Consider the following 25109-nt stretch of genomic DNA (forward strand, 5'->3'; position numbering starts at 1 on the left):
CCAGCAAGCCGGCTCCTACAGAGGAGCGTGATCGGCTTCAATGAACGGTGCCGATACCAAACCCTGTAGGACCTGGCTTGCCAGCGAAAGCGGCCAAGAGCCTTGCAGCGCCCATGAAGACGCCTTCGCCAGCACGCCGGCTCCTGCAGAGGAGCGTGATCGGCTTCAATGAACGGTGCCGATACCAAACCCTGTAGGAGCTGGCTTGCCAGCGAAACCGGCCAAGAGCCTTGCAGTGCCCATGAAGACGCCTTCGCCAGCAAGCCGGCTCCTACAGAGGAGCGTGATCGGCTTCAATGAACGGTGCCGATACCAAACCCTGTAGGACCTGGCTTGCCAGCGAAAGCGGCCGAGAGCCTTGCAGCGCCCATGAAGACGCCTTCGCCAGCAAGCCGGCTCCTGCAGAGGAGCGTGATCGGCTTCAATGAACGGTGCCGATACCAAACCCTGTAGGAGCTGGCTTGCCAGCGAAAGCGGCCGAGAGCCTTGCAGCGCCCATGAAGACGCCTTCGCCAGCAAGCCGGCTCCTACAGGGGGCGTGACAGGTATCAATGAACGGTGCCGGTTTTTTGCTCTTGCAACAGCAGGACCTCGTCGCATCTGGGGCAGAACTCGTGTTCGCCATCGAGGTAGCCGTGCACCGGGCAGATGGAGAAGGTCGGGGTCACGGTCAGGTATGGCAGGCGGAAGCGGCCAAGAGCCTTGCGCACCAGCTGCTTGCAGGCTTCGGTAGAGGAAATCCGCTCGGCCATGTACAGGTGCAGGACCGTGCCGCCGGTGTATTTGCATTGCACTTCATCCTGCAGCTCCAGGGCTTCGAAGGGGTCGTCGGTGTAGCCCACCGGCAGTTGCGAAGAGTTGGTGTAGTACGGCGCCTGGGTGCTGCCGGCCTGGAGGATGTCGGGGTAGCGCTTGATGTCCTCCTTGGCAAAACGATAGGTGGTGCCTTCCGCCGGGGTCGCTTCGAGGTTGTACATATGCCCGGTGTCCTCCTGGAACCGCAGCAAGGTGGCGCGCACATGGTCCAGCATGTTCAGGGCGAACTGGCGGCCGTATTCGGTGTGCATGCCCTCCTCGTCGCCGGTGAAATTGCGCAGCATTTCATGCATCCCGTTGAGACCGATGGTGGAGAAATGGTTGCGCAGGGTCCCGAGGTAACGCTTGGTGTAGGGGTACAACCCGGCATCCATGTGGTGCTGGATGACCTTGCGCTTGACCTCCAGGCTCTCCATCGCCAGCTCCATCAGGGTGTCCAGGCGCTGCAACAAACCACTGACATTGCCCTTGAATACATGACCCAGGCGGGCACAGTTGATCGTCACCACACCGAGCGATCCGGTTTGTTCCGCGGAACCGAACAGGCCGCCACCGCGCTTGAGCAACTCACGGACATCCAGCTGCAAGCGGCAGCACATCGAGCGCACCTGATTGGGCTGCAGGTCCGAATTGAGGAAGTTCTGGAAATACGGCAGGCCGTAACGGGCGGTCATTTCGAACAGCCGGTCGGCGTTTTCATTCTCCCATGGAAAGTCATGGGTGATGTTGTAGGTCGGGATCGGGAAGGTGAACACCCGCCCTTTCGCATCGCCGGCCTGCATCACCTCGATGTAGGCGCGGTTGAGCAGGTCCATTTCCACTTGCAGGTCGCCATAGGCAAACGGCATTTCCTCTCCGCCGATGACGGGGATCTGCTCACGCAAGTCCTGCGGGCAGACCCAGTCGAAGGTCAGGTTGGTGAACGGCGTCTGGGTACCCCAGCGCGAAGGCACGTTGAGGTTGTAGATGAACTCCTGGATCGCCTGGCGCACCTCCTGGAAACTCAGCCGGTCCTTGCGCACGTAGGGGGCCAGGTAGGTGTCGAACGAGCTGAAGGCCTGGGCGCCGGCCCATTCGTTCTGGAGGGTGCCGAGGAAGTTCACCATCTGCCCCAGGGCACTGCTCAAGTGCTTGGGCGGACCGGCTTCCACCCGCCCCGGCACGCCGTTGAGGCCCTCGTGCAGCAGGACGCGCAGCGACCATCCGGCGCAGTAGCCGGCGAGCATGTCGAGGTCGTGCACATGCAGGTCCGCCTCGCGGTGGGCCTGGCCAATGGCCTCGCTGTACACTTCGTCCAGCCAGTAATTGGCGGTGACCTTGCCCGATACGTTCAGCACCAGCCCGCCCAGGGAATAGCCTTGGTTGGCGTTTGCCTGGACTCGCCAGTCATCGCGGTTCAGGTACTCGTTCATCGAGGTCGCCACTTCGACCAGGGTGCGGCGGTCGCGGCGCAGTCTTCCGTGCTGTTCGCGGTAGACGATGTAGGCGCGCATGGCGAAGAAAAATCCGGCGTCCATCAATACGCGCTCGACGCGATCCTGGATTTGCTCGACATGCAGCCTTGGCAATCCTTCCAGACGGGCCAGTACTGCCTGCAGCAAGCCGTCGACTTCGTCCGCGGTGTATTCCCCGGTCGCCTTGCCGGCGGCGATCATCGCCTGACGGATCTTGTCCGCATCGAAGGCGACCAGACTGCCATCGCGTTTGTGCAAGCGGTTGAATCCTGTTGCGATCAGCGTGCTCTGCATTCGGGGCTCCAGACACTACATATAGATGTTTAAAATCACATAGACACAACATGCAGTGGAGAGTACGGATAAAGAGACGATCTGAAATTGATTAACATCAAGAGTTCCGAGACAAAGCGGAAGAAGCAAATGTGTGACATGCCGGGGATAACGCCCCTGTAGGAGCGAGCTTGCTCGCGATGGTCGTTAACGATTACGCGAGGCTTCTGACGAAACGCGTCAACTTAAAGTCCATCGCGAGCAAGCTCGCTCCTACAGGGGGTCTATGTGTGATGAACCGTGCTGATCAGTTCAACCGCCACTCATGTTCATGAACCGTACGATCTGCACCTCCCCCTCCGGGCTGAAATCATGACGCAGCGGCTTGCCGCGCAGAGCTTTGTGGATTGCATCGATCACCGGCTGGTCATCCAGCGGGTACCGCCGCAGCAATCCACGTAAATCCAAGGCATCGTCCTGCCCAAGACACAGCAACAGCTTCCCCTCCACCGTCATCCGCACCCGATTGCAGCTGCCACAGAAGTTGTGGCTGTTGGGTGAAATGAAGCCGATGCGGGTTTCGGGGTGGCGTTCCAGGCGCACGTAGCGCGCCGGTCCGCCGCTGTTTTCCGTACTGTCGAGCAAGCGATGCCGCCCGGCGATCAGGGTGCGCACTTCGTCGCTGGAGCAAAACGACTCGCCCCGGGAACGCCCGACGTCGCCCAGGGGCATCTCCTCGATAAAGCTGATATCGATGCGCTGGTCGATGGCGTACTGCACCAGTGCCGGAACTTCATCGAAGTTGCGCCCTTTCATTACCACGCAGTTGAGTTTGACTCGCTCGAACCCCGCGCTGCGCGCCGCTTCAATGCCGCCGAGCACCTGATCGAGATCGCCGTTGCGGGTGATCGTCCGAAACTTCTGCCCGTCCAGGCTATCGAGGCTGATGTTCATCCGTTTGACCCCGGCCTCCACCAACGGCGCGGCCAGACGGCCCAATTGCGAGCCGTTGCTGGTCATCACCAGTTCGCGCAAGCCGGGCAAGGCGGCAATGTTGCGGCACAATCCGACAATGCCCGGGCGAATCAGCGGCTCGCCGCCGGTGAGGCGGATCTTGCGCACGCCCAGACCGACGAACAACGTCGCCAGGCGCTGCAATTCCTCCAGGGTGAGCACCTGCTGACGCGGCAGGAAGGTCATGTTTTTCGCCATGCAATACACACAGCGAAAATCACACCGGTCCGTCACCGACATCCTCAGATAATCGATCTGGCGTCCAAAGCCATCCTGCATCACAGCGTTCATCACTTCTCCCGGTTGGCCCGATTTCACTGCACCAGCGGTGAGTCGGCGCCCTGCAAGTGGATGCCACGAATATCCGCCGCACCGATCAGGGTTTGCAGGTACTGCACCAGGGCTTTTTGCCAGACGCCCTGCTGCAACTGCGTGCGGATCGCGGTCGACACCACCTCATAAGGCAGCGGCATGCCTTCGATGCGCTGGTCGACACTGATCACATGCCAGCCATACCGACTTTCCAGCGGTTTTCCGGCCAGACCCGGGGCCAGGGTGAACAGCTGGCGCTCCAGTTCGGGCACCGTCTGGCCCTTGCTGATCTGCCCCAGGGAACCGCCCTGGGCCTTCGACGGGCAGGCTGAATATTTCACGGACAACTCGGCAAAACTGCCAGGGAATTCTGCCAGGCGCTCCAGCAGGATTTGCGCCTGGGCTTGCGCCAGGGAGCGCGCCTCGGCATCGTCCGGTGCACATTCGAGCAAGATGTGCCGCACCGCCAGCAACGGCGCGCTGTGGAAGCGTCCGCGATTGTTTTCGTAGTAACGCAGACTCGATTCCTCGTCGCACTGCGGTACTTTCACCTCACGTTCGAGCAACAAACGCGTGGCCGCTTCTTCTTCGTTCTCACCGGCGCCGATCTCCAGAGACACCCCGAGTTCGGTGATGCGCTGCTGCAACAACTCGCGGATCACCAGCGCCCGGGCGGCCAGGAAGACCGCCTCCTCGCGGCTTTCAGCCGGGTGATATTGCAGTTCCTGGGCCATCGCCTCCGGGGTGATCAACACCTCGTTGACGCTGACGATCGGCCATTCCTGTTCACTGCTGGCGATCAATTGCGCCGGGGCGTCATCGGCCGCTGCAGGTTCTACCGGCAGTGCTTCGAACTGCGCCGCTGCGACCGGCGCGATGTCGAGAACGGCCTCGGCTTTTTTGGAAGAACCGCAGCCACCGCTGCCCCCTTTACCGCCACCACATCCGCATCCACCTGACATGATTGTCTCCTCAGTACTTCTGACGAACGATTTGATAACGACGTCCCAGGTACCAGATCGGTGCACTGATCATGTGTACGAGACGGGTGAAGGGGAACAGCACAAACAGGGTCAAGCCGAGAAACACGTGCAGCTTGTAGATCAAGCCGACCGGCGCGATAGCCGCCGCAGCGTCCACCGGCCGCAACATCACCGTGTTCTGCGCCCAGTCGGCAAGCCTTACCATCACCGAGCCGTCCATGTGACCGGTGGACGCGACGATGGTCAGCAGTCCGAGCAGCAATTGCGCCAGCAGCACCAGCAGAATCAGGATGTCCGAAGGACTGGAAGTGGCACGGACCCGAGGGTCGCTGAGCCGCCGGTTAACCAGCATCAGCAGGCCGATCAGGCACAGCAGGCCGAAGAACCCGCCCGAGACCATCGCCAGCAACTGCTTGTTCTCAGTGCTGATCACGTGGTGGTAAATCGACGCTGGGGTTAGCAGGCCGACGAAGTGTCCGGCCAGCACGAACAACACACCGATGTGGAAGAAGTTGCTCGCCACGCGCATGCCGCGCTGATTGAGCATCTGGCTGGAGCCCGCCTTCCAGGTGTACTGCGACAGATCGAAGCGCGCCCAGCTGCCAATCAGGCAAATCGCCAGGGCGACGTAGGGATAGACCCCGAACACCAACAGGTTCCATTTAGACATTGCCTACCTCCTTGGCTGGCACGGCGGCCAACCCTTCATGCTGAAAATCCACCCAGTGCAACGGCACTGCGCTTTCCTCACGGGCCTTGCCCGGTGCGCTTGGCAGCGAACTGCAACGGTCCTGCTGTTCGGCCTGGAGGAAGTCCACGGCCTCTTCTTCCCAGATCTTGTCGAGGGCTTCGAGGGAGTCATCGCGAGGTTCCGCAGCGACCTGCGCACGCAGGTCGGCCACCGCTTGATGGGGCTCGGCCCCGGCAATCTGCAGCAATGCCCGGAAGCAGCTCGCGTAGGCGCTTTCGCGCTCCTCCAGACGCGCCGCGAGCAAGGCCAGCAGGTGCGATACATCCGCCAGGCCTTCGCGGGCCTCGATGTCTTCGCGGGTGGACAGGAACTCCAGGTACAGCGGGATATAGTCCGGCAGCTCCTTGACGCCGATGGCAAAACCGGCGGCTTCGTACTGCGCCATCATGTCGACCATGGCCTGGCCACGGTCGCGGGACTCGCCGTGCACATGCTCGAACAACAGCAGCGACAGCGAACGCCCCCGACCGAACAGCGCACCGTAGTGCTCCTGCCCGTCCATCAGGTCACTGGCGCAGATCAGCTCGAGCAATTCGAACAACGCAGCGCGCTGCTTCGGGCTGATTTCCCTGGACTGGATGATCGCTTGCTCGAGTTCGTCGCGACCGCCAACCAGTGTCTCGGTCGGGTAATCGAGCAGCAGCGAAATCACTTTGAGAATTTGCATGCTCATTCCTCCCACAACTGTACGGTTTTGAGGATGTCGCGGCGGTTCGCCTTCTTGGCGCCAAACATGTTGTTGTCGGAGCTGCCGCTGCAGCCGCTGCCGAAACTGAAGCCACACCCTGAGCGCTCGGCGAAGGCGTCGCTCATGGCGTCTTCACGGTGCGCGCTCGGCACCACGAAGCGGTCTTCGTAGTTGGCGATCGCCAGGTAGCGATACATCTCCTCGACCTGGGCCACGCTCAGGCCGACATCCTCAAGTACTTGCAGGTCCTGAACACCATCGACTTGCTCGGAACGTTTGTAGGCGCGCATCGCCAGCAAGCGTTTAAGCGCACGCTTGACCGGTTTTTCATCGCCAGCGGTCAGCAGGTTGGCCAGGTACTTCAGTGGAATACGCAGGCTGTCGACGTCCGGGATCACCCCGTTCATACCGACGGTGCCGGCAGTGGCAGCGTTCTGGATCGGCGACAGTGGCGGTACGTACCAAACCATCGGCAAGGTGCGGTATTCCGGGTGCAGCGGCAGCGCCAGTTTCCAGTCCACGGCCATTTTGTACACCGGCGAACGCTGGGCCGAGTCGATCACCGATTGCGGTACACCGTCCTCCAGGGCCTGACGAATCACCGCCGGGTCATTCGGGTCGAGGAAGATCTCCAGTTGCTTCTCGTACAGGTCCTGTTCATTGGCGGTGCTCGCCACTTCGCTGATGCGGTCGGCGTCATACAGCAGCACACCGAGGTAGCGGATGCGCCCGACGCAGGTTTCCGCGCAAACGGTCGGCATCCCCGCTTCGATCCGCGGGTAGCAGAAGATGCATTTCTCGGACTTGCCGCTCTTCCAGTTGAAATAGATTTTCTTGTACGGGCAGCCGCTGATGCACATCCGCCAGCCACGGCATTTCTCCTGGTCGATCAGGACAATGCCGTCTTCTTCACGCTTGTAGATCGCCCCGCTCGGGCAAGCCGCCGCGCACGTCGGGTTGAGGCAGTGCTCGCACAGGCGCGGCAAATACATCATGAAGGTGTTTTCGTACTCGCCGTAAATGTCCGCCTGGATCTTGTCGAAGTTCTTGTCCTTGCGCCGTTTGGCGAACTCGGTGCCGAGGATTTCTTCCCAGTTCGGGCCCCACTCGATTTTCTCCATGCGTTTGCCGGAGATCAGCGAACGCGGACGCGCGGTGGGTTGATGCTCGCCCAGCGGCGCGGTGTGCAGGTGTTGGTAATCGAAGTCGAACGGCTCGTAATAGTCGTCGAGGCTCGGCAGGTCCGGGTTGGCGAAGATGTTCGCCAACACGCGGAATTTACCGCCGATGCGCGGGTTGATCGTACCGTTGGCGTTGCGGATCCAGCCGCCCTTCCATTTGTCCTGGTTTTCCCATTCTTTCGGGTAGCCGATCCCGGGTTTCGATTCGACGTTGTTGAACCAGGCGTATTCCATGCCTTCGCGGCTGGTCCAGACGTTTTTGCAGGTGATCGAACAGGTGTGGCAACCGATGCATTTGTCCAGGTTCAGCACCATGCCGATTTGTGAGCGAATCTTCATCTCAGTTCTCCTCGATATCGGTCGGCAGGGGACGCGGCAAATCATCGCCGCTTGAACCATCGAGCCAGTCGACTTTGGCCATTTTGCGCACCACGACGAATTCATCGCGGTTGCAACCGACCGTGCCGTAATAGTTGAAACCGTAGGCCTGCTGGGCATAGCCGCCGATCATGTGGGTCGGTTTGAGCACAACGCGGGTGACCGAGTTGTGGTGCCCGCCACGGGTCTTGGTGGTTTCCGAACCGGGCACGTTCACGATCCGTTCCTGGGCGTGGTACATCATCACCATGCCGTCCTTGACCCGTTGGCTGACCACCGCACGGGCGGTCAGTGCACCGTTGATGTTGAAGCACTCGATCCAGTCGTTGTCCTCGATCCCGGCGCGCTTCGCGTCGTTCTCCGACAGCCAGACGATCGGCCCGCCACGGCTGAGGGTCAGCATCAGCAGGTTGTCGCTGTAGGTGCTGTGAATGCCCCATTTCTGGTGCGGGGTGATCCAGTTCAGGACGATTTCGATCTCGCCGTTGCTGCGCTTGCCCTTCACCCCTTCGATGGTGCGGGTGTTGACCGGCGGCCGGTAACTCATCAGTTGCTCGCCGAACGCCTGCATCCACGGATGATCCTGGTAGAACTGCTGGCGACCGGTGATGGTGCGCCATGGGATCCCTTCATGGACGTTGGTGTAGCCGGCGTTGTAGCTGACGTGATCGTCTTCGAGACCCGACCAGGTCGGGCTGGAAATGATCTTGCGCGGCTGGGCCTGAATGTCGCGGAACCGTATCGCCTCGTGGGCCTTGGACAGCGCCAGGTGGCTGTGGTCGATGCCGGTGAACTCCGACAGCGCGGCCCAGGCCTTGACCGCTACCTGGCCGTTGGTTTCCGGCGCCAGCGACAGAATCACTTCAGCGGCGTCGATGGCCGTGTCGATTTTCGGACGGCCGTGGCTGATACCGGCATCGCCTTCTTTGTGATTGAGTTCACCGAGGAATTTCACTTCGTCTTCGGTGTTCCAGTTGATGCCTTTGCCGCCGTTGCCGTTTTTCTCCAGCAATGGCCCGAGGGACGAAAACTGCTTGTAGATGTTCGGGTAGTCACGCTCCACCACGTGCAGGTTCGGTGCGTTCTTGCCCGGCTCCGGTGCCACGCCAGCGCTTTTCCAGTCGGTGCCGCCAAAGGGTTGGGCCAGTTCGCCGACGCTGTCGTGCATCAACGGGATGGTCACCAGGTCCTTTTCAACGCCCAGGTGCCCTTCGGACATGCTGGAAAACGCCTTGGCGATGCCTTTGTAGATTTCCCAGTCGGAACGCGATTCCCACGCCGGGTCGATCGCTGCCGACAACGGGTGAATGAACGGGTGCATGTCCGAGGTGTTCATGTCGTCTTTTTCGTACCAGGTCGCGGTCGGCAACACGATGTCGGAATAGACGCAGGTCGAGGACATGCGGAAGTCCAGCGTGGTGACCAGATCGAGCTTGCCAATGGCGCCCTCGTCCACCCATTCGGCTTCTTCGGGTTTGCAGTCGCCGACCTGGCCGATGTCTTCGTTCATCACCCCGTTCTTGGTGCCGAGCAGGTACTTGAGCATGTACTCGTGGCCTTTGCCCGAGGAGCCCAGCAGGTTGGAACGCCAGATGAACATGTTGCGCGGGAAGTTCACCGGACTGTCCGGCTGTTCGCAGGAGAAGCGCAGCGAACCGTCCTGCAGCGACTTGACCACATAGTCTTTCGGGTCCATGCCGGCCGCAGCCGCGTCACGGCAAATGTGCAAAGGGTTAGTGTTCAGTTGCGGTGCGCTGGGCAACCAGCCGGCGCGTTCGGCGCGGATGTTGTAGTCCAGCGCATGCTCAGGGAATTGTGATTTATCTGCCAATGGCGAGAGCACGTCGTGCATGCTCATTTTCTCGTGGCGCCACTGCGAACTGTGGGCGTAGAAGAAGCTGGTGCCGTTCATTTGACGTGGCGGGCGGTTCCAGTCCAGGCCGAACGCCAGGGGCAGCCAGCCGCATTGCGGACGGAGTTTTTCCTGACCGACATAGTGCGCCCAACCGCCACCGGTCTGGCCGACACAGCCGCAGAGCATGAGCATGTTGATCAGCCCGCGGTAGTTCATGTCCATGTGGTACCAGTGGTTCATCGCCGCGCCGACGATGATCATCGAGCGGCCCTTGGTCTTGTCGGCGTTGTCGGCGAACTCACGGGCAATCTGGATGGCTTTCTCGCGGCTGACGCCGGTGATCTGCTCCTGCCATGCCGGGGTGCCGGGCACCGAGGCGTCGTCGTAATCCTTGGCCACGTTGTCGCCGCCGAGGCCGCGATCGATGGCCAGGTTGGCGGCCGACAGGTCGAACACGGTGGCGACTTTGGCCACGCTGCCATCCGCCAGCACCACGTTATGCACTGGCACACGGCGGTATTGCACGGCATCGCCGGCCACATGCTGGAAGTGTTCGTGGGACTCGCCGGCAAAATACGGGAACGCCACTTCGGCGACGTCGCCGCCGATCAGGCTCAGCTTCAGATCGATCTCGCGGCCTTCGCCGCCTTCACGGGGCAGGATGTTCCACTTGCCCTTCTCGCCCCAGCGATAACCGATGGAACCCTGAGGGGACACCAGTTCGCCGCTGACATCGAGGGCGATGGTTTTCCATTCCGGGTTGTTTTCCTGGCCGAGGTTGTCGGTCAGGTCACTGGCCCGCAGGAAGCGGTCCGGCTGGTAACCGGCACCGGGTGCCTTGTCGACCATTTGCTTGAGCAGCACCAGCACTGGCAAATCGGTGAAGCGCTTGGCGTAGTCGGTGAAATAGGCGCTCGGTTTGTCCAGGTGGAATTCTTTGAAGATCACATGGTTGAACGCCTGGGCCAGCGCCGCATCGGTGCCTTGTTTAGGGTTCAGCCACAGGTCGGTGAGCTTGGCGACTTCCGAGTAGTCCGGGGTGATCGCTACCGTCTTGGTGCCCTTGTAGCGGACTTCGGTAAAGAAGTGCGCGTCCGGAGTCCGGGTCTGCGGGACGTTGGAGCCCCAGGCAATGATGTAGTTGGAGTTGTACCAGTCGGCCGATTCCGGCACGTCGGTCTGCTCGCCCCACACCATGGGCGAGGCCGGTGGCAGGTCGCAGTACCAGTCGTAGAAACTCAGGCAGGCACCGCCGATCAGCGACAGGTAACGCGAACCAGCCGCATAGCTGACCATCGACATGGCCGGAATCGGCGAGAAGCCGACGATCCGGTCCGGGCCGTATTGCTTGATGGTGTAGACGTTAGCCGCCGCAATGATCTCGTTGACTTCTTCCCAGTTGGAACGAATGAAGCCACCCATGCCGCGCTTGCTTTTATAGGAGTCGGCCTTGACCTTGTCCTCGACGATGCTGGCCCAGGCTTCGACCGGCGCCATGGTTTGCCGCGCATCGCGCCAGAGCTTGAGCAACGGCTTGCGGATTTTCGGGTACTTGAGGCGGTTGGCGCTGTAGATGTACCAGCTGTAGCTGGCACCACGGGGGCAGCCACGGGGCTCATGGTTCGGCAGATCGTTACGGGTACGCGGGTAGTCGGTCTGCTGGGTTTCCCAGGTGATCAAGCCGTTCTTGACGTAGATTTTCCACGAGCAGGAGCCGGTGCAGTTCACCCCGTGGGTGGAACGCACGATCTTGTCGTACTGCCAGCGCGAACGGTAGACGTTCTCCCAGTCGCGGGACTCTTTGCGAGTCTCGCCATGACCATCGGAAAACTCGTTTTGCTTGCGATTGAAAAACCGCAATTGATCCAGTAAATGACTCACGGTGTAGTCCTCTCAGGCTTTGTCGCGGAGTCTGTGCCCCGCCCACGCAATGGTTGGATTCGGCTCGATTCAGCAGGGTGTCGCGGCGCCTTTGCGCGCGTACCACCACCACGTCACGACGATGCAGCTCAGGTAAAAGCCGACGAACATGTAGAAGGCCATCTCCGGGCCGCCGGTCAGGGCCATCGAAGAGCCGAAGGATTTGGGAATGAAGAACGCACCGAAGGCGCCCATGGCCGAGCTGAAGCCCAGGACCGCGGCAGACTCTTTGCCGGCATTCTTCAGCGCTTGTTCGCGCACGGCGGGTGGTTTTCCGGCCGAGGCTTTTTCGTGCTGGGTGCGGAAGATCACCGGGATCATGCGGAAGGTGGAGCCATTGCCGATGCCAGTGGTGATGAACAGCAGCATGAACATGCCGAGGTAGCCGTAGAAGTTGCCGGGCTCACCGTTCTGCGGCAGGAAGTGCATGACGCCGAAGACCATCACGATCATCGCCACGAAATTCCACAAGGTCACTTTCGCGCCGCCGAGCTTGTCCGCCAGCCAGCCGCCCAATGGGCGTACCAGCGCACCCACCAACGGGCCGAGGAAGGCGAATTTCAAGGCGATGACATCAGGGAACGAGGTTTTGATCAGCAGCGGAAACGCGGCGGAGAAACCGATGAACGAACCGAAGGTCGCCAGGTACAACCAGCACATCAGCCAGTTGTGTTTGCGTTTGAAGATCACCGCCTGCTCGCTAAAAGAAGCGCGGGCACTGGACAGGTCATTCATGCCGAACCAGGCCAGCACCGTCACCAGGACAATGAACGGCACCCAGATGAAGCCGGCGTTCTGCAACCACAACTGGCCGCCATCCGGCAGTGCTTGCGGCGAGCCACCCATGAAGCCGAACACGCCGAAGGTAATCACCAGCGGCACACAGAACTGCATCACCGAGACGCCCAGGTTACCCAGCCCGGCATTGAGGCCAAGGGCCGTGCCTTGCTGCGACTTGGGGTAGAAGAAGCTGATGTTGGACATGCTCGAGGCAAAGTTGCCGCCACCAAAACCGCAGAGCAAGGCAATCAACACGAACACGCTGTAGGAGGTGCTCGGGTCCTGCACGGCGAAGCCCATCCAGATCGAAGGCAACAACAGCGATGCGGTGCTCAGGGCGGTCCAGCGACGGCCGCCGAAGATCGGTACCATAAAGGAATAGAAGACGCGCAAGGTCGCCCCGGACAGCCCCGGCAACGCCGCCAGCCAGAACAGCTGGTCGGTGGTGAAGCTGAAGCCGATGGCGTTCAAGCGCACGATCACCGTGCTCCAGACCATCCACACCGCAAAGGCCAACAACAGTGCAGGAATGGAAATCCACAAGTTGCGCGTGGCGGTCTGTTTACCGCTACGCCCCCAGAATGCTGGGTCCTCGGGGCGCCAGTCATGAATGACCGGGCCTTTGTCAGGCTTTTGCAGAACGGACATGTTCTTCTCCTAGGGCAATGCTGGAAATCGGGGACGGGGTCAGCGCCGGCGCTTTACCCAGCACCGGGCTTTTGCGGATTTCGCTGAAGTACATCCAGGTGAGGGAGACCCAGACCACGCCGTACATCAACATGAAGCAGGAAGAGCGCACGCCGGTGAGGTCCACCAGGGCGCCGAACAGGATCGGCAGGACGAAACCGCCCAGGCCACCGGCGAGGCCGACGATGCCGGACACCGCGCCCATGTTGTTCGGATAGTCGTTGGCGATGTACTTGAAAACCGAGGCCTTGCCGAACGCGAAGGCGATGCCCATGACGAACAGCAGCACGGTGAACAGCGCGGGGTTGAGGCCGATGTGGAAATCCACCGGGCCGCTAATGGTCTGCACTTGCAGTTGGGTTTGCGGGTATGAGAGCAGGAACAGGCAGACCCAGCTGACCCACAACACCCACCAGGTCACGCTTTGCGCACCCCAGCGATCCGACATCCAGCCGCCGACGGCACGCAGCACGCCACCGGGCAGGGAGAAACAGGCCGCCAGCAGCGCCGCGCTTTGCAGGCTGAAACCGTATTCCTGCACGTAGTACTTGGTCATCCACAGGGCCAGGGCGACGTAGCCACCGAAGACGATCGAGTAGTACTGGCAGTAGCGCCACACCGCAGGGTCCTTCAGTGAGCACAATTGCTCCCGCAAAGTTGCGCCAGTGGCACTACGGTGGTCCTTGTTTTCGGCGCTGAGGAACCAGAACAACAACGCAGTAATAAAGAGGATCGCGCTGAAGACCTTTGGCACCAGCTGCCAGCTGCCGGCAGCGATCAGCGCCGGGGCGAGAAACTTGGTCACTGCGGCCCCGGCATTCCCGGCGCCGAAGATACCCATGGCGAAGCCCTGGTTCTCCTTGTCGAACCATTTGGCGACGTAGGCAATTCCGACCGAGAACGAGCCGCCGGCCAGGCCGACGAACAAGCCCAGCACCAGGAACTGCCAGTAGGCCGTGGCGTGGCTGATCAGGTACAGCGGAGCGACGCAGGACAGCATCAGCAGGAAGAACACGCTGCGCCCGCCAAAGCGGTCGGTCAGCAGGCCCAGCGGCAACCGCACCAGCGAGCCGGTCAACACCGGGGTCGCGGCCAACAGGCCGAACTGGGTTTCGTTGAGCTGGAGAAGGTCCTTGATCGGCACCCCGAGCACGGCAAACATCATCCAGACCATGAAACAGACAGTGAAGGCCAGCGTGCTCATGCCCAGCACCAGGCCTTGTCGTACACGGGGTTGGGTCACGATGCTCTCCAGTCAGTTAGCCACGGCTGCAGACTAGAGAGGCCGACCCCGCAAAAACTTGATCCATGTCAACGTAGTCCATGGGGGCACAGGCCTATGCTTGTGCGGTCTACCTCCAAGGAGGTAGTCGTGCAAAGGCTTGAAACCCTCGTTTTATCAGGGGCTTGAGCTTTTCTTCCGAGGTTTTTGCTGACAGGGATCAGTCGACAACTCTTTAGAGGTAGCGCGCCCGGGATTGGCGGCAAACCTCGCTCTGGTGCGCCACATGTTCTGTTTTCCTGATTGTTCCCGGGACCTGCGTTGATGATTCGCTGGTTGCGCAGCTCCCTGCCCGCCCGCGCCGGCCTGGCGGTGATCCTGATCGCCGTGCTCGCCCTCGCCAGCTCATTGAGCGCCGGCCTGATCGCCTGGTTCAGCCAGGGTGATGCGGCGGCGATCAACACCGCGGGCTCGGTGCGCATGGAGACCTACCACCTGAGCTGGAAACTGGCGGCAGGTGCCTCCAGGGAAGACATCACTAGCATTGCCGACAGCCTGCAAAATCGCCTCAACAGCCATTCACTCAAGGCGGTGCTGGAAGATGGTCCGAACACCGCGTTGCAAATCAGCTACGGGCAAATCCAGCACTACTGGAACGAGGAGTTGCGCCCGGCACTGGAACGCGACGATGGTGCCGCTTTTCAAGCCAAAGCCCTGCCCTTCGTTGAGCAACTGAATCAGTTCGTCCATCTGCTACAGCGCCAAAGCGAACAAAAGCAAGGCTGGCAACAGGTGATCCAGGGCATGGCCTTGTTCACCACCCTGTTCGTCCTGCTGATCGGGTTATACGAATTGCAGTATGGGGTCGTCATGCCCCTGAAAGAGTTGGTGGACGCCACCCAGCGCTTTCGTCGCGGTGATTTCAAGGTGCGGGTCAATCATCAGTCCCGGGATGAACTGGGCCAGTTGGCCATGAGTTTCAACGCCATGGCCGAGACCATCGAAGAATCGCACCGCACCCTGGAGAGTCAGGTCAGGCAAAAAACCCTGAACCTGCAGCAAGCCAACGCCGCCCTCGAGCTGCTGTATCAGAGCAGCCGTAGCCTGGCCACACGCCTGGCCAATGCCGAAGGCCTGGATGAGTTGATCCGGCGCTTCCAGCAACGCCTGCCGGGCTTGCGCCTGTCGCTGTGCCTGCAAGGGCAATCCCAGGCGCCGGCCCAGCAGTTGCTCGCCCTGCATGGTGCGAACATCCGCGAGGTCTGCGCCAGCAGCGATTGCGCCACCTGCCAGAAGCACCATGAAACCAGCCCGCAAACCTTCAGCATCAGCAATCAGGGCAACGAGCTGGGTGAACTCAAGGCGCATTTTGTCGACGGCCATCCCCCGCAAGCCTGGGAAACCCAACTGATCCAGGCCCTGGCCAACCTGATCGGCACGTCGCTCTCGCTCAAGCGCCAGCGGGAGCAGGATCACCGCCTGCTGCTGCTGGACGAACGCACGATCATCGCCCGCGAGCTGCATGACTCACTGGCCCAGGCCCTGTCCTACATGAAGCTGCAGGTCAGCCGCCTGCAGACCCTGATGCGCCGTGGCGAACCGGTGGAGACCCTGGAAAACGTCACGGCGGAGCTGCGTGAAGGGCTGAACAATGCCTACCGCCAGTTACGCGAGCTGCTGACCACCTTTCGCTTGCAGATCCACGACGCGGGGCTGGTGCAGGAACTCAAGGACACCGCCGAGGAGTTTTCCCGGCGCGGGGAGTTCCAGGTGCACCTGCACGTCGATGCCCTGGCCTTCCAGCTATCGGCCAGCGAGCAGATCCACATTTTGCAGATCACCCGCGAGGCGCTCTCCAACTGCCTGCGCCACGCCCATGCGCAAAGCGCCTGGCTCGAACTGCGTCAGGACGGTGAAACCGTCAGGCTCAGCGTCGAAGACGACGGGCGCGGTTTCAGCGGCAAGGTCGATCAGCGCGAACACCACGGCCTGAACATCATGGATGAGCGGGCGCGCAGCTTGCGCGGCCAATTGCAGATTATTTCCAGGGCGCCCCAGGGCACCCGCGTCCAACTGGAATTCCGCCCGGAGTTTCTTGGGCAGCAAACAGAAGGTAGCGTCCCATGAACCCGACCCCGCGACACCGAATCCTGCTGGTCGACGACCATCCGATGATGCGTCACGGCATCCGCCAGATGCTCGAGCTTGAAGATGATTTCGAGATCGTCGGCGAAGCCAGCCACGGCGAAGAAGCCCTCACCTTGATCGAGCCGCTGCGACCGGACCTGGTGCTGCTCGACAACAACATGCCGCAAATGAACGGCATCGAAACCCTGCGTCAATTGCGGGCGATGCACTACAGCGGCAAGGTGCTGCTGTTCACGGTCTCGGACGCCGAGGACGATATTCGCGACGCACTGCGCCTGGACGCCGACGGCTACCTGCTCAAGGACATGGAGCCGGAACTGTTGGTGCAGTACATCCGCGATGCCTTGCACGGAGCGCTGGTGATCAGCCCGGGCCTGACCCAGGTCATGGCCCAGGCGCTGCGCTCCCCCCCGCGCCAGGCCGTGGTGGAGCTGACCGAGCGTGAACGCCAGGTACTGAAAACCATCGCCAGCGGCTTCAGCAACAAGGTCATCGGGCACAAGCTGGGCATCACCGAAGGCACGGTCAAGGTTCACGTCAAGAACCTGCTGCACAAACTCGGCTTGCGCTCGCGGGTCGAGGCGGCGGTGTGGGCCATGGAGCACCTGCGCAGTGCGGGCTAAGGGACATGCCTCTTTCGAGGTAGACCTGCAGAGGCATAGGGCAATAGCCTCGTGCTCTTTACTATGACCGTCAGCGGAGGTACGCCATGCTGACCCACCCTTCCATCGTTTTAACGTTGCGTCGACACCATTTGTTCAGCCAGCTGCCGGAAAAAGTCTTCGAAGAAGTCTGCGCCCTGGCCATGCTCAAGCGCCTGGGTTGTCACAGCACGCTCATGCACCAGGGGGATCCGGCCAAGCGTTTTTTCCTGCTGGTCAGCGGCCAGGTCAAGCTGTACCGGCTCACCGGCGAAGGCCAGGAAAACCTGGTGGAAATCATCCAGCCGGGCCAGACCTTTGCCGAAGCCTTGCTCTTCAGCCAGGCCCGGCTGTACCCGGTGAGCGCCACGGCGCTGAAGGACAGTGTGCTGGTGAGTATCGAGGGCAGCCATTACCGCAGCGCCCTGGAGGACCAGCCCAAGGTCTGCCTGGCCATCCTGGCTAGCATGAGTGTGCACCTGCACCTGCGACTGCGCGACATCGATACCTTGACCATGGCCAGCGCGAGCCGGCGAGTGATCCATTTCCTGTTCCAGGAGCGCAATCCGCTCACCAACCGGATCGTCTTGCAGGTCTCCAAACGCCTTGTGGCGTCGAAACTCGGGATTCAGCCGGAAACCTTTTCGCGGATCCTGCATCGTCTGGTCGACAGCGGCCTGATCACCATGGAACGGCGCAATATCAGCATCCTCGCCGAAGAGGATCTGGCGGCATTCCAATAGCTTCATGCGGATGTGCACCTGATCCTCAACCAGCACGGCGCAAACGCAACGGCGAGGACTGCACCGAGGCGCAGGGGGATGAGTTGTTTGAAGTGATCAGCCAGTTGATTGCCACTGATGCCTTGCAGCATGAAAGCAGGCAGGAAACAATGGCCTGACAGGCAACGCATAACCCCTGTAGGAGCCGGCTTGCCGGCGAAGGCGGTGGCACATCCAACATTGATGTCGACTGTTGTACCGCCTTCGCTGGCAAGCCAGCTCCTACAGGGGTTACGCGTTTACAGGGGTTATGCGTTGGGCACGGATATTGGGAACATGCACATCAAACTGTGGGAGCGGGCTTGCCCGCGATAGCGGTGGCACATTCAACATTGATGTCGACTGTTGTACCGCATTCGCTGGCAAGCCAGCTCCTACAGGGGTTATGTGTTGGTCATCCTGCCGCCAGGCCCTTCCCCGCCCGTTCCAGATTGCGCCACAACCACACAGGCAACACATCAGGATCCAGGCTGTCGATCAGGTTCTTCAACGCCAGCCCCAGCTCGGTATCGCCCTCGATCACCAGGCGCCGGCGGAAGAACAGCGTGTCCGGGTCTTCCTGACGGCTGGCCATTAATAAAAACTCTCGCCAGTTGCCACTGATGGTCACATCCGCCGGGGCGTCCGCGGCAATCCGCAAGCCCTCCCGGCTGCGCGTCAGGTACCAGGACAACCCCAGATCCGGAATTCGCAGGCGCAACCAGCGCCCACGCAACACTTCAAACTCGCCGTCGCGCAACGGCTCGGCCAGGCAGCGATTGAGCGCCTGTTGCAAGGCCAGGCGCTGCACCGCAAAGGGCACTTTGCGCACTAGCGGCAACAAGCGTTCGGCACCCTTCAACAGCCATTTTTTACGATTCAACACAGGCCAACCTCCTCGACGCGCAACATGCCGGCCTGGCCATGCCAGTAGCCATTGCAGCCGTCGACGTACAGCGGTGGAGTCTCACCCAGGCGAACCCGCTGATAGGCGGCAACCACCCCGGCCATGCCTTCAGCCCGCGGGCTCAGGCGCAACAGATCGGCACCGCAGGCCACCAGCCCGGCGTAATCCGCCAGCAGATTGGTCACCTCGGCCGACATCGTTTGAATGCCGTTGATGGTGAACAGCGCCTGTCCTTCCTGACTGGTCAACGCCAGGCCATCGGGGTAGTTGATGCAGCAAAACTGGCAGTCGTCCTTGGGCTTGTTTTCCGCCCGAGCCGTGAAGCAGCGTGCGGAATAGGCCAAGGGCAAATGTCCATAGGCGAAAATCTCGACTTCCGGCACCGCACGACCCAGTTCCCGCACTTGCTCGAGCACATCGCCAATCAGCGCCGCCGAGCATTCCACCGGCGGTACCCAACGGGTCATGCCGCTGTCCAACAGTTGCGCCAACGCATGACCGTTATACAGATTGAGCGCCGGACCGCCCACGAACGGCAACTTGCGCTCGGCCAGCAACTGCACCGCGCCCATGTCGTTGGCCTCCACCAGCAACTGACCGTTGTCGCAGAGCCGGCGCAGGCTGGAGAGTTCGGACGCGGCCTCGATCAGGGTCAGGCTGGAGATCACCAGCTGTGCCTGGCTGCACTCCTGTAATTCTCGACCCAGTCCCAGCCATTGATCCAGGGAAAAGGACCGGCGTTTCGAGCATACGGTTTCCCCCAGGTAAATCACGTCCAGGGGCAAGACCGACATTTCGGCGTAAAACTGACCGAGTTGCTGTTTGTCCCAGTAAAACAGGACAGGTCCAAGGCTGAGCTTCATGTGCCGTCCCTCATTGCCATGATCGATGATAAGCACCCAGGGTGGTCTGGCTGCCTTCGGAAAGACCGGCCAGCACCCGGCGCCATTCGTCTTTGACCCGAAAACTGGCCGGCGCGCCACGGTGAGCATCGAGTGCCGCACGCCAGACGCGGGTGACTTGTTCGACATAAGCCGGGCTGCGCTGGCGGCCTTCGATTTTGACCGCCTCGACGCCGATGGCCGTCAATTCCGGCAGCAAGTCCAGGGTGTCGAGGCTGGTGGGTTCCTCCAGTGCATGGAAACGTTTGCCGCCGACCAGGAAGCGGCCTTTGCACAGGGTCGGGTAACCGGCCGGTTCGTCGGGGGTGTAGCGGTCGATCAACACTTCACTGAGTCGCGCGCTCAAGCCTTCGGCGTCTTCGCTCCAGCGCACCGCCTTGGCCGGCGAACAGACACCGCACAGATTCGGCGACTCGCCGGTAATGTAGGAAGACAGATGGCAACGGCCTTCGGCCATGATGCACAGGCTGCCGAAACCAAAGACTTCGATGGGCACCGGACTGCTGGCGGCGACCTGGCGCACCTGCGCCAGGGACAACACCCGTGGCAGCACCGCGCGCCGGATACCGTAGCGTTGCGCATAGAATTGCAGCGCCGCGGCATGGGTCGCCGAGCCCTGGACCGACAGGTGCAACCCCAGTTGCGGATGGCGCTGGCTGGCATAATTGAGCACCCCGGGGTCGGCGGCGATCAACGCGTCCACACCAAAATCGGCGGCGCGATCCACCGCCCGCTGCCAGCGGTCCCAGCCCTTGGGCTGCGGGTAGGTGTTGACCGCGACGTAGAGTTTGCGCTGATGCTGGCGGATGTGGGCGACCGCGGCGTCGAACTGTTTGTCGTCCATGTTCAGCCCGGCGAAATGCCGGGCATTGGTGTCATCGCGAAAGCCGACATAGACGGCATCTGCGCCTTGGCGCACCGCCGCTTTTAGCGCAGGCAGGTTCCCTGCCGGGCAGACCAGTTGCATGGGTAATCCTCATGGAAAATCGCGTCTCGCCCGTCCATCGATGCCTGTGGCACTCCGGGCGAAAAAGGCGCTGCCAGTCTAGCGAGACCGGCAGGCATGGCCTTGACGGCAATCAATTGCCCTCAATGCATCAGGTCGGCGAAGGACAGGAACATCACGTTGTCGTGCTTGAGCACCTGCTGTTCGCACTCGATCACCGCCAGCCCATCGGCCCAACAGGCGGCCGTCAACATCGCCGAGCTTTGCTGCGGGTGCAGCTCCACGTGCAACTGGCCGTCAGCACCGTGGATCAGTCGTGCCCGCAAATACTGCCGACGCTTGTTGCGTAGCAGCCAGTCGAATCCGGCCGGCACGCTCAATGGCAGCGGCAATACGTCAGTCAGCCCCTGGGCCCGAAGCAGCAACGGCCGCACCACCACCAACGCGGTAATCAGCGCCGCCGAAGGATTGCCCGGCATGCCGATCCAGGGTTTGCCGGCCACTTCGCCGAAGGCCAGCGGTTTGCCCGGCTGGATGGCCAGGCGCCAGAAATCGATGCGGCCCAGTTCCTCGATCGCCTGTTTGAGATGATCCTCCTCACCGACCGAGACGCCCCCGGAGCTGAGCAGCAGGTCACATTCCGAAGAGGCCAGGCTCAAGGCATGTCGACTGGCCGCCAACTCATCGGCCATGACGCCATAGTCGTGCACATCGACGCCCCAGCCACGCAATAACGCGGCCAGGCAATGGCGATTGCTGTTGTAGATCTGCCCCGGCGCCAAGGCCTCGCCCGGCTCGCGCAGCTCATTGCCGCTGCTGAGCAGGCACACCTGAAGGGGCCGATAGACCTCGACCCGCGCGATACCGGCACCGGCCAGCAAGCCCACTTCCTGGGCGCGCAGGCGTTTGCCGGCCTGGAGCAACAGATCGCCGCGGCGGACTTCCTCGCCCAGCTTGCGCACGTGATCGCCAAGGCCCACCGCCGGAAAACGCACGCGCGCGCCTTCTACCTGGCAGCGCTCTTGCGGCACCACCGTATCGGCACCCGAGGGCAACGGCGCACCCGTGAAGATCTGCATCGTCTGTTGCGCGAGCAAAGGTGAAGCGGCGTGATCGCCCGCGGCAATTCGCCCGCCAAGCGACAGCCAGCCACCCTCCGTCGGCAGATCGGCGGCCCTGATGGCGTACCCGTCCATGGCGCTGTTGTCCCAGGCCGGCAGGTTCACCGGGGAATGAATATCCCGCGCCAGCACCCGGCCCAGGGCCTGGTCCAGATCGATCATCTGCGCCGGGGGCGGCGGCGCTACCTGATCCAGCAGACGGCGGATGGCCTCGTCCACCGGCATCAGGCTGCCCAGGTCGCACACCCGGGCGCTCATGGGCGTGTCTCGCAGGCGTCAATGAGTCGCTGCGCCTGCGGTTTCAAATGCGGGGCGAAATTGCACGGGCCGGTGCGGCTGTCCAGCTGTTCGAGCAGGATCTGGTTCCAGGCGGTGCGACAAGCCCCCGGAGAACCCGGCACACAGCACACCAGCACACCGTTGCTCATCCCGGCCAGCGCCCGGGACTGCAGGCTGGACATGCCGATCTCCGCCAGAGACACCTGACGGAACAGTTCACCGAAGCCTTCCACGTGTTTGTCCAGCAACGGCAGCACCGCTTGCGGCGTGTTGTCGCGGGCGGTGAAACCGGTACCGCCGGTCATCAGAATCACTTGCACCCGGGGGTCGGCGATCCAGTGGGAGACCTTGGCGCGGATCTGATAAATGTCGTCCTTGACCAAGTCGCGATCGATCAACACGTGGCCGGCGGTCTGCAGCAAATCGGTCAGGGTCTGTCCCGAGGTGTCGGTCTCGAAGGTGCGCGTATCGCTGATGGTCAGCACGGCGATGTTCAGGGGTTCGAATGTGCGTTGCGCCAGATGGGCCATGTCCAGGTCTTCCCGTAAGCTGAGGGTATGGCCCGAAGCCTGAACCGGAATGGCGAGCGGGCCTATTCCTCGTTGGAGGTACCTCGACAGGGAGATAAGAAGATTGTGTCGGGCACACAAAACCTGTGGGAGCGAGCTTGCTCGCGATAGCGGTATGTCAGGCAACATTGATGTTGACTGATCCACCGCTATCGCGAGCAAGCTCGCTCCCACAGAGTTCTCCATTGCTGGACGATCTGATCAGGGCGCCAGGCGAGTCCGCTGCCACACGCCGTCGCGCAACCGGTAATCGAGCCGGTCATGCAACCGATCGGCATGGCCCTGCCAGAACTCCAGCCGGTCCGGATGCAGGCAGTAGCCGCCCCAATGTTCAGGACGCCGGACGCTGTGGCCGACGAAGCGTTTGATGGTGTGCGCCAGCAGGGATTCAAGCGCTGCACGACTGGCAAGCGGTCGACTTTGCGGTGAAGCCCAGGCGCCGAGGCGGCTGGCCACCGGGCGGGAATCGAAGTAGGCGTCAGAGAGCTGCGGGTCGAGCCTGGACACCTGGCCTTCGATGCGCACCTGCCGTTCCAGTCCCGGCCAGAAAAACGTCATCGCGGCATGGGGGTTTGCGGCGAGCTGCTGCCCTTTGTCGCTCTGGTAATTGCCGAAAAAAGTGAAGCCGTCATCGCAAAGCCCCTTGAGCAGCAGCACCCGGCAGTGCGGTCGCCCGTCGCTGTCTACCGTCGCCAGCACCATGCTATTGGCCTCGACCGGCGCGCACTCGGTGTCGCGGGCCTGTTGCAGCCATTGCCGGAACATCGCCAGCGGATCCTGCGGCGCCGCTTCGTCTTGCAGGCCATTAAGGGTGTAGTTACGACGCAGTTGAGCCAGGGACAGGGGCATGACATCGATCTCCGAAGGGTTCTGCGCAGTGTGCGAGGCACCGCGCAAAACCTCCTTGACCGCCATCAACACTGTTGATTACTTGAGCCGCAGGCGCCGCGCCAGTTTATGCAGATTGCTCGGATCGACTTCCAGGATCCGCGCGGCACTGGCCCAGTTTTCCCCGGACAGGGCCAGGGCCTGGAGGATTTTCTTGCGTTGGTAATCGTCGACGGCTTCTCCCAGGGGCTGGAACGGCGCATCGGCTATCAATTCCTCAAGCGGCTCGACCACCACCCCCGGCGCCCCCATCGCACTGTCGAGATCGAGAATTTCCGGTTCCAGCGTCATGATCAAGGTGCGACTGCTGCCTCGACTCAGCTGCTTCAATGCGGCGCGACTGATCACATGCTCCAGTTCCCGTACGTTGCCTGGCCAGGTGTACGCCAGCAGCGCGCGCTCGGCAGGCGGCGACAGCCGCAAGCCGCGCAGGCCGAGCCGCGCCCGGTTGAGCTCAAGGAAATGCCCGGCCAGCATCAACACATCGTTGCCCCGCTCGCGCAGGGGCGGAATCGGTACCGGGTACACCGAGAGCCGGTGATACAGGTCGGCCCGGAACAGGCCGTCGCGAATGCTGTCCGGCAGGTGCCGGTTGGTGGCGGCAATGATGCGCACATCGACGTGCAATGGCTTGTCGGCGCCCAGGCGCTGGATCTCGCCATTTTGTAAAGTACGCAAAAGCTTCGCCTGCACCGCCAAAGGCAACTCACCGACTTCATCGAGAAACAGCGTGCCGCCGTTGGCCGCATCGAAGCGTCCGGCGCGGTCACTGGTGGCGCCGGAAAAGGCGCCTTTGACATGACCGAACAATTCACTCTCCGCCAGCGATTCCGGCAAGGCAGCGCAGTTGACCTGGATCAGCGGCTTGTGGCTGCGCCGTGAAAGCCGGTGCAAGCGACGGGCGAACAGCTCTTTGCCGACGCCGGTCTCGCCCAACAGCAACACCGGCAGTTCGGAGTCGGCCAGCACATCCAACTCATTGAGCAGCTGATGCAAGACCTCGCTCTGGCCAAGGATCTCGCCCTCCTCGACGGGCATGCGCAGGTCCAGGGAATCGCTGCGGGACAAACGCAAGCTGCGGTTTTCCTGCTCGAGCCGGGTCACCCGCACGGCGGCCTCGATCTGCAGGGTGCAGCGCTTGAGCTCCTCCCGGGCCTGGCTGTCGAAGGTTCCGGCGTGCAGTGCATCGAGGGTGATCGCGCCCCAGATCCGCCCTTCCACGTACAGGCTCACGCCCATGCAGTCATGCACCGGCAAGGGTTCGCCGACGTGGCCGTCGAGCAAGCCGTCGTAAGGATCCGGCAGGCGACTGTCGGGCTCGAACCAGACCGGCTCGCGGGACGCCATGATCGCCGCCAGCCGCGGGTGCTGGGCAATGACGAAGCGCCGCCCCAGGGCTTCATGCACCAGCCCCACGGTCGCCACCGGCCGGAGGCTGTCGTCATCCAGGCGCAGCAATCCCACCGCGCCACTGTTGAAGTATTCGCGCAGGGTCTGGACCAGTCGTTGCAACCGCACGGCATTGGGCAACTCGACAATCAGGTCGGCCGCCAGGCTTTCACGCAACATGGTAGTAAGTACCCTCTTTGGTTGGAATCACCCTAAAGCGTCAGGGTGACGATCACCACAATTA

At 61.8% G+C, this 25109-nt stretch carries 19 protein-coding genes and 1 pseudogene; 4 read left to right on the forward strand and 16 right to left on the reverse strand.

What is annotated here, in order from left to right; genetic code table 11:
- Window positions 1-548: 548 nt before the first annotated feature.
- From J2W17_RS29760 to J2W17_RS29800, 9 genes are all read right to left on the reverse strand, one after another.
- Window positions 549-2564 carry a ribonucleoside triphosphate reductase gene (locus tag J2W17_RS29760; protein ID WP_307343462.1) on the reverse strand — a complete coding sequence of 672 codons (2016 nt, stop codon included), beginning with the start codon at window positions 2562-2564 and terminating at the stop codon, window positions 549-551.
- A gap of 291 nt (window positions 2565-2855) precedes the next feature.
- Window positions 2856-3848, reverse strand: a complete 993-nt coding sequence (gene moaA / locus J2W17_RS29765) for a GTP 3',8-cyclase MoaA (RefSeq protein WP_307343465.1) — start codon at window positions 3846-3848, stop codon at window positions 2856-2858.
- A gap of 23 nt (window positions 3849-3871) precedes the next feature.
- Window positions 3872-4831: a peptidylprolyl isomerase gene (locus J2W17_RS29770; protein WP_307343469.1), complete on the reverse strand. Its 960-nt coding sequence runs from the start codon at window positions 4829-4831 to the stop codon at window positions 3872-3874.
- A gap of 10 nt (window positions 4832-4841) precedes the next feature.
- On the reverse strand, window positions 4842-5522 hold the full coding sequence (gene narI, locus J2W17_RS29775) for a respiratory nitrate reductase subunit gamma (RefSeq protein ID WP_307343472.1): 681 nt from the start codon (window positions 5520-5522) through the stop codon (window positions 4842-4844).
- A complete protein-coding gene (gene narJ / locus J2W17_RS29780) occupies window positions 5515-6270 on the reverse strand; it encodes a nitrate reductase molybdenum cofactor assembly chaperone (protein ID WP_307343475.1) in 756 nt (251 codons plus the stop codon). Before narJ ends, narI begins: the two co-directional genes overlap by 8 nt.
- A gap of 2 nt (window positions 6271-6272) precedes the next feature.
- A complete protein-coding gene (gene narH, locus J2W17_RS29785; protein WP_307343478.1) occupies window positions 6273-7811 on the reverse strand; it encodes a nitrate reductase subunit beta in 1539 nt (512 codons plus the stop codon).
- Between the two features lies 1 nt (window position 7812).
- On the reverse strand, window positions 7813-11586 hold the full coding sequence (locus J2W17_RS29790) for a nitrate reductase subunit alpha (protein ID WP_307343481.1): 3774 nt from the start codon (window positions 11584-11586) through the stop codon (window positions 7813-7815).
- Window positions 11587-11655: 69 nt separating this feature from the next.
- A complete protein-coding gene (locus tag J2W17_RS29795) occupies window positions 11656-13053 on the reverse strand; it encodes a NarK family nitrate/nitrite MFS transporter (protein WP_307343484.1) in 1398 nt (465 codons plus the stop codon).
- Complete coding sequence (locus J2W17_RS29800) at window positions 13031-14335, reverse strand: MFS transporter (RefSeq protein WP_307343486.1); 1305 nt, start codon at window positions 14333-14335, stop codon at window positions 13031-13033. Before J2W17_RS29800 ends, J2W17_RS29795 begins: the two co-directional genes overlap by 23 nt.
- A gap of 303 nt (window positions 14336-14638) precedes the next feature.
- On the opposite strand from J2W17_RS29800, the gene J2W17_RS29805 reads away from it, so the two are divergent.
- From J2W17_RS29805 to J2W17_RS29820, 4 genes and pseudogenes are all read left to right on the forward strand, one after another.
- Window positions 14639-16441, forward strand: a complete 1803-nt coding sequence (locus J2W17_RS29805; protein ID WP_307343491.1) for a HAMP domain-containing protein — start codon at window positions 14639-14641, stop codon at window positions 16439-16441.
- Window positions 16438-17085 carry a two-component system response regulator NarL gene (gene narL, locus J2W17_RS29810; RefSeq protein WP_307343494.1) on the forward strand — a complete coding sequence of 216 codons (648 nt, stop codon included), beginning with the start codon at window positions 16438-16440 and terminating at the stop codon, window positions 17083-17085. The genes J2W17_RS29805 and narL overlap by 4 nt, the downstream gene beginning before the upstream one ends.
- A gap of 86 nt (window positions 17086-17171) precedes the next feature.
- Window positions 17172-17846, forward strand: a complete 675-nt coding sequence (locus tag J2W17_RS29815) for a Crp/Fnr family transcriptional regulator (RefSeq protein WP_307343497.1) — start codon at window positions 17172-17174, stop codon at window positions 17844-17846.
- Window positions 17847-18004: pseudogene (locus tag J2W17_RS29820) on the forward strand (putative zinc-binding protein); the annotation flags it as partial. It lies immediately after the preceding gene.
- Window positions 18005-18279: 275 nt separating this feature from the next.
- Here the strand turns inward: J2W17_RS29820 and ubiT are convergent.
- From ubiT to norR, 7 genes are all read right to left on the reverse strand, one after another.
- Window positions 18280-18750, reverse strand: a complete 471-nt coding sequence (gene ubiT / locus J2W17_RS29825; protein ID WP_307343500.1) for a ubiquinone anaerobic biosynthesis accessory factor UbiT — start codon at window positions 18748-18750, stop codon at window positions 18280-18282.
- Window positions 18744-19634, reverse strand: coding sequence for a U32 family peptidase (locus J2W17_RS29830; protein WP_307343504.1), 891 nt, complete (start codon window positions 19632-19634; stop codon window positions 18744-18746). Before J2W17_RS29830 ends, ubiT begins: the two co-directional genes overlap by 7 nt.
- A gap of 10 nt (window positions 19635-19644) precedes the next feature.
- Window positions 19645-20640 carry a ubiquinone anaerobic biosynthesis protein UbiU gene (ubiU, locus tag J2W17_RS29835; protein ID WP_307343507.1) on the reverse strand — a complete coding sequence of 332 codons (996 nt, stop codon included), beginning with the start codon at window positions 20638-20640 and terminating at the stop codon, window positions 19645-19647.
- A 122-nt stretch (window positions 20641-20762) separates the two neighbouring features.
- Window positions 20763-21998, reverse strand: a complete 1236-nt coding sequence (locus J2W17_RS29840) for a molybdopterin molybdotransferase MoeA (RefSeq protein ID WP_307343510.1) — start codon at window positions 21996-21998, stop codon at window positions 20763-20765.
- On the reverse strand, window positions 21995-22549 hold the full coding sequence (gene moaB / locus J2W17_RS29845) for a molybdenum cofactor biosynthesis protein B (RefSeq protein WP_307343513.1): 555 nt from the start codon (window positions 22547-22549) through the stop codon (window positions 21995-21997). The genes J2W17_RS29840 and moaB overlap by 4 nt, the downstream gene beginning before the upstream one ends.
- Window positions 22550-22789: 240 nt before the next feature.
- Window positions 22790-23437, reverse strand: a complete 648-nt coding sequence (gene pdxH / locus J2W17_RS29850) for a pyridoxamine 5'-phosphate oxidase (RefSeq protein ID WP_307343516.1) — start codon at window positions 23435-23437, stop codon at window positions 22790-22792.
- A gap of 78 nt (window positions 23438-23515) precedes the next feature.
- Window positions 23516-25045 (reverse strand): nitric oxide reductase transcriptional regulator NorR, encoded by a 1530-nt coding sequence (gene norR, locus J2W17_RS29855; RefSeq protein ID WP_307343519.1) that lies wholly within the window; start codon window positions 25043-25045, stop codon window positions 23516-23518.
- Window positions 25046-25109 lie beyond the last annotated feature (64 nt).

Source organism: Pseudomonas lini (assembly GCF_030812475.1).
GTDB lineage: Bacteria > Pseudomonadota > Gammaproteobacteria > Pseudomonadales > Pseudomonadaceae > Aquipseudomonas > Aquipseudomonas lini_A.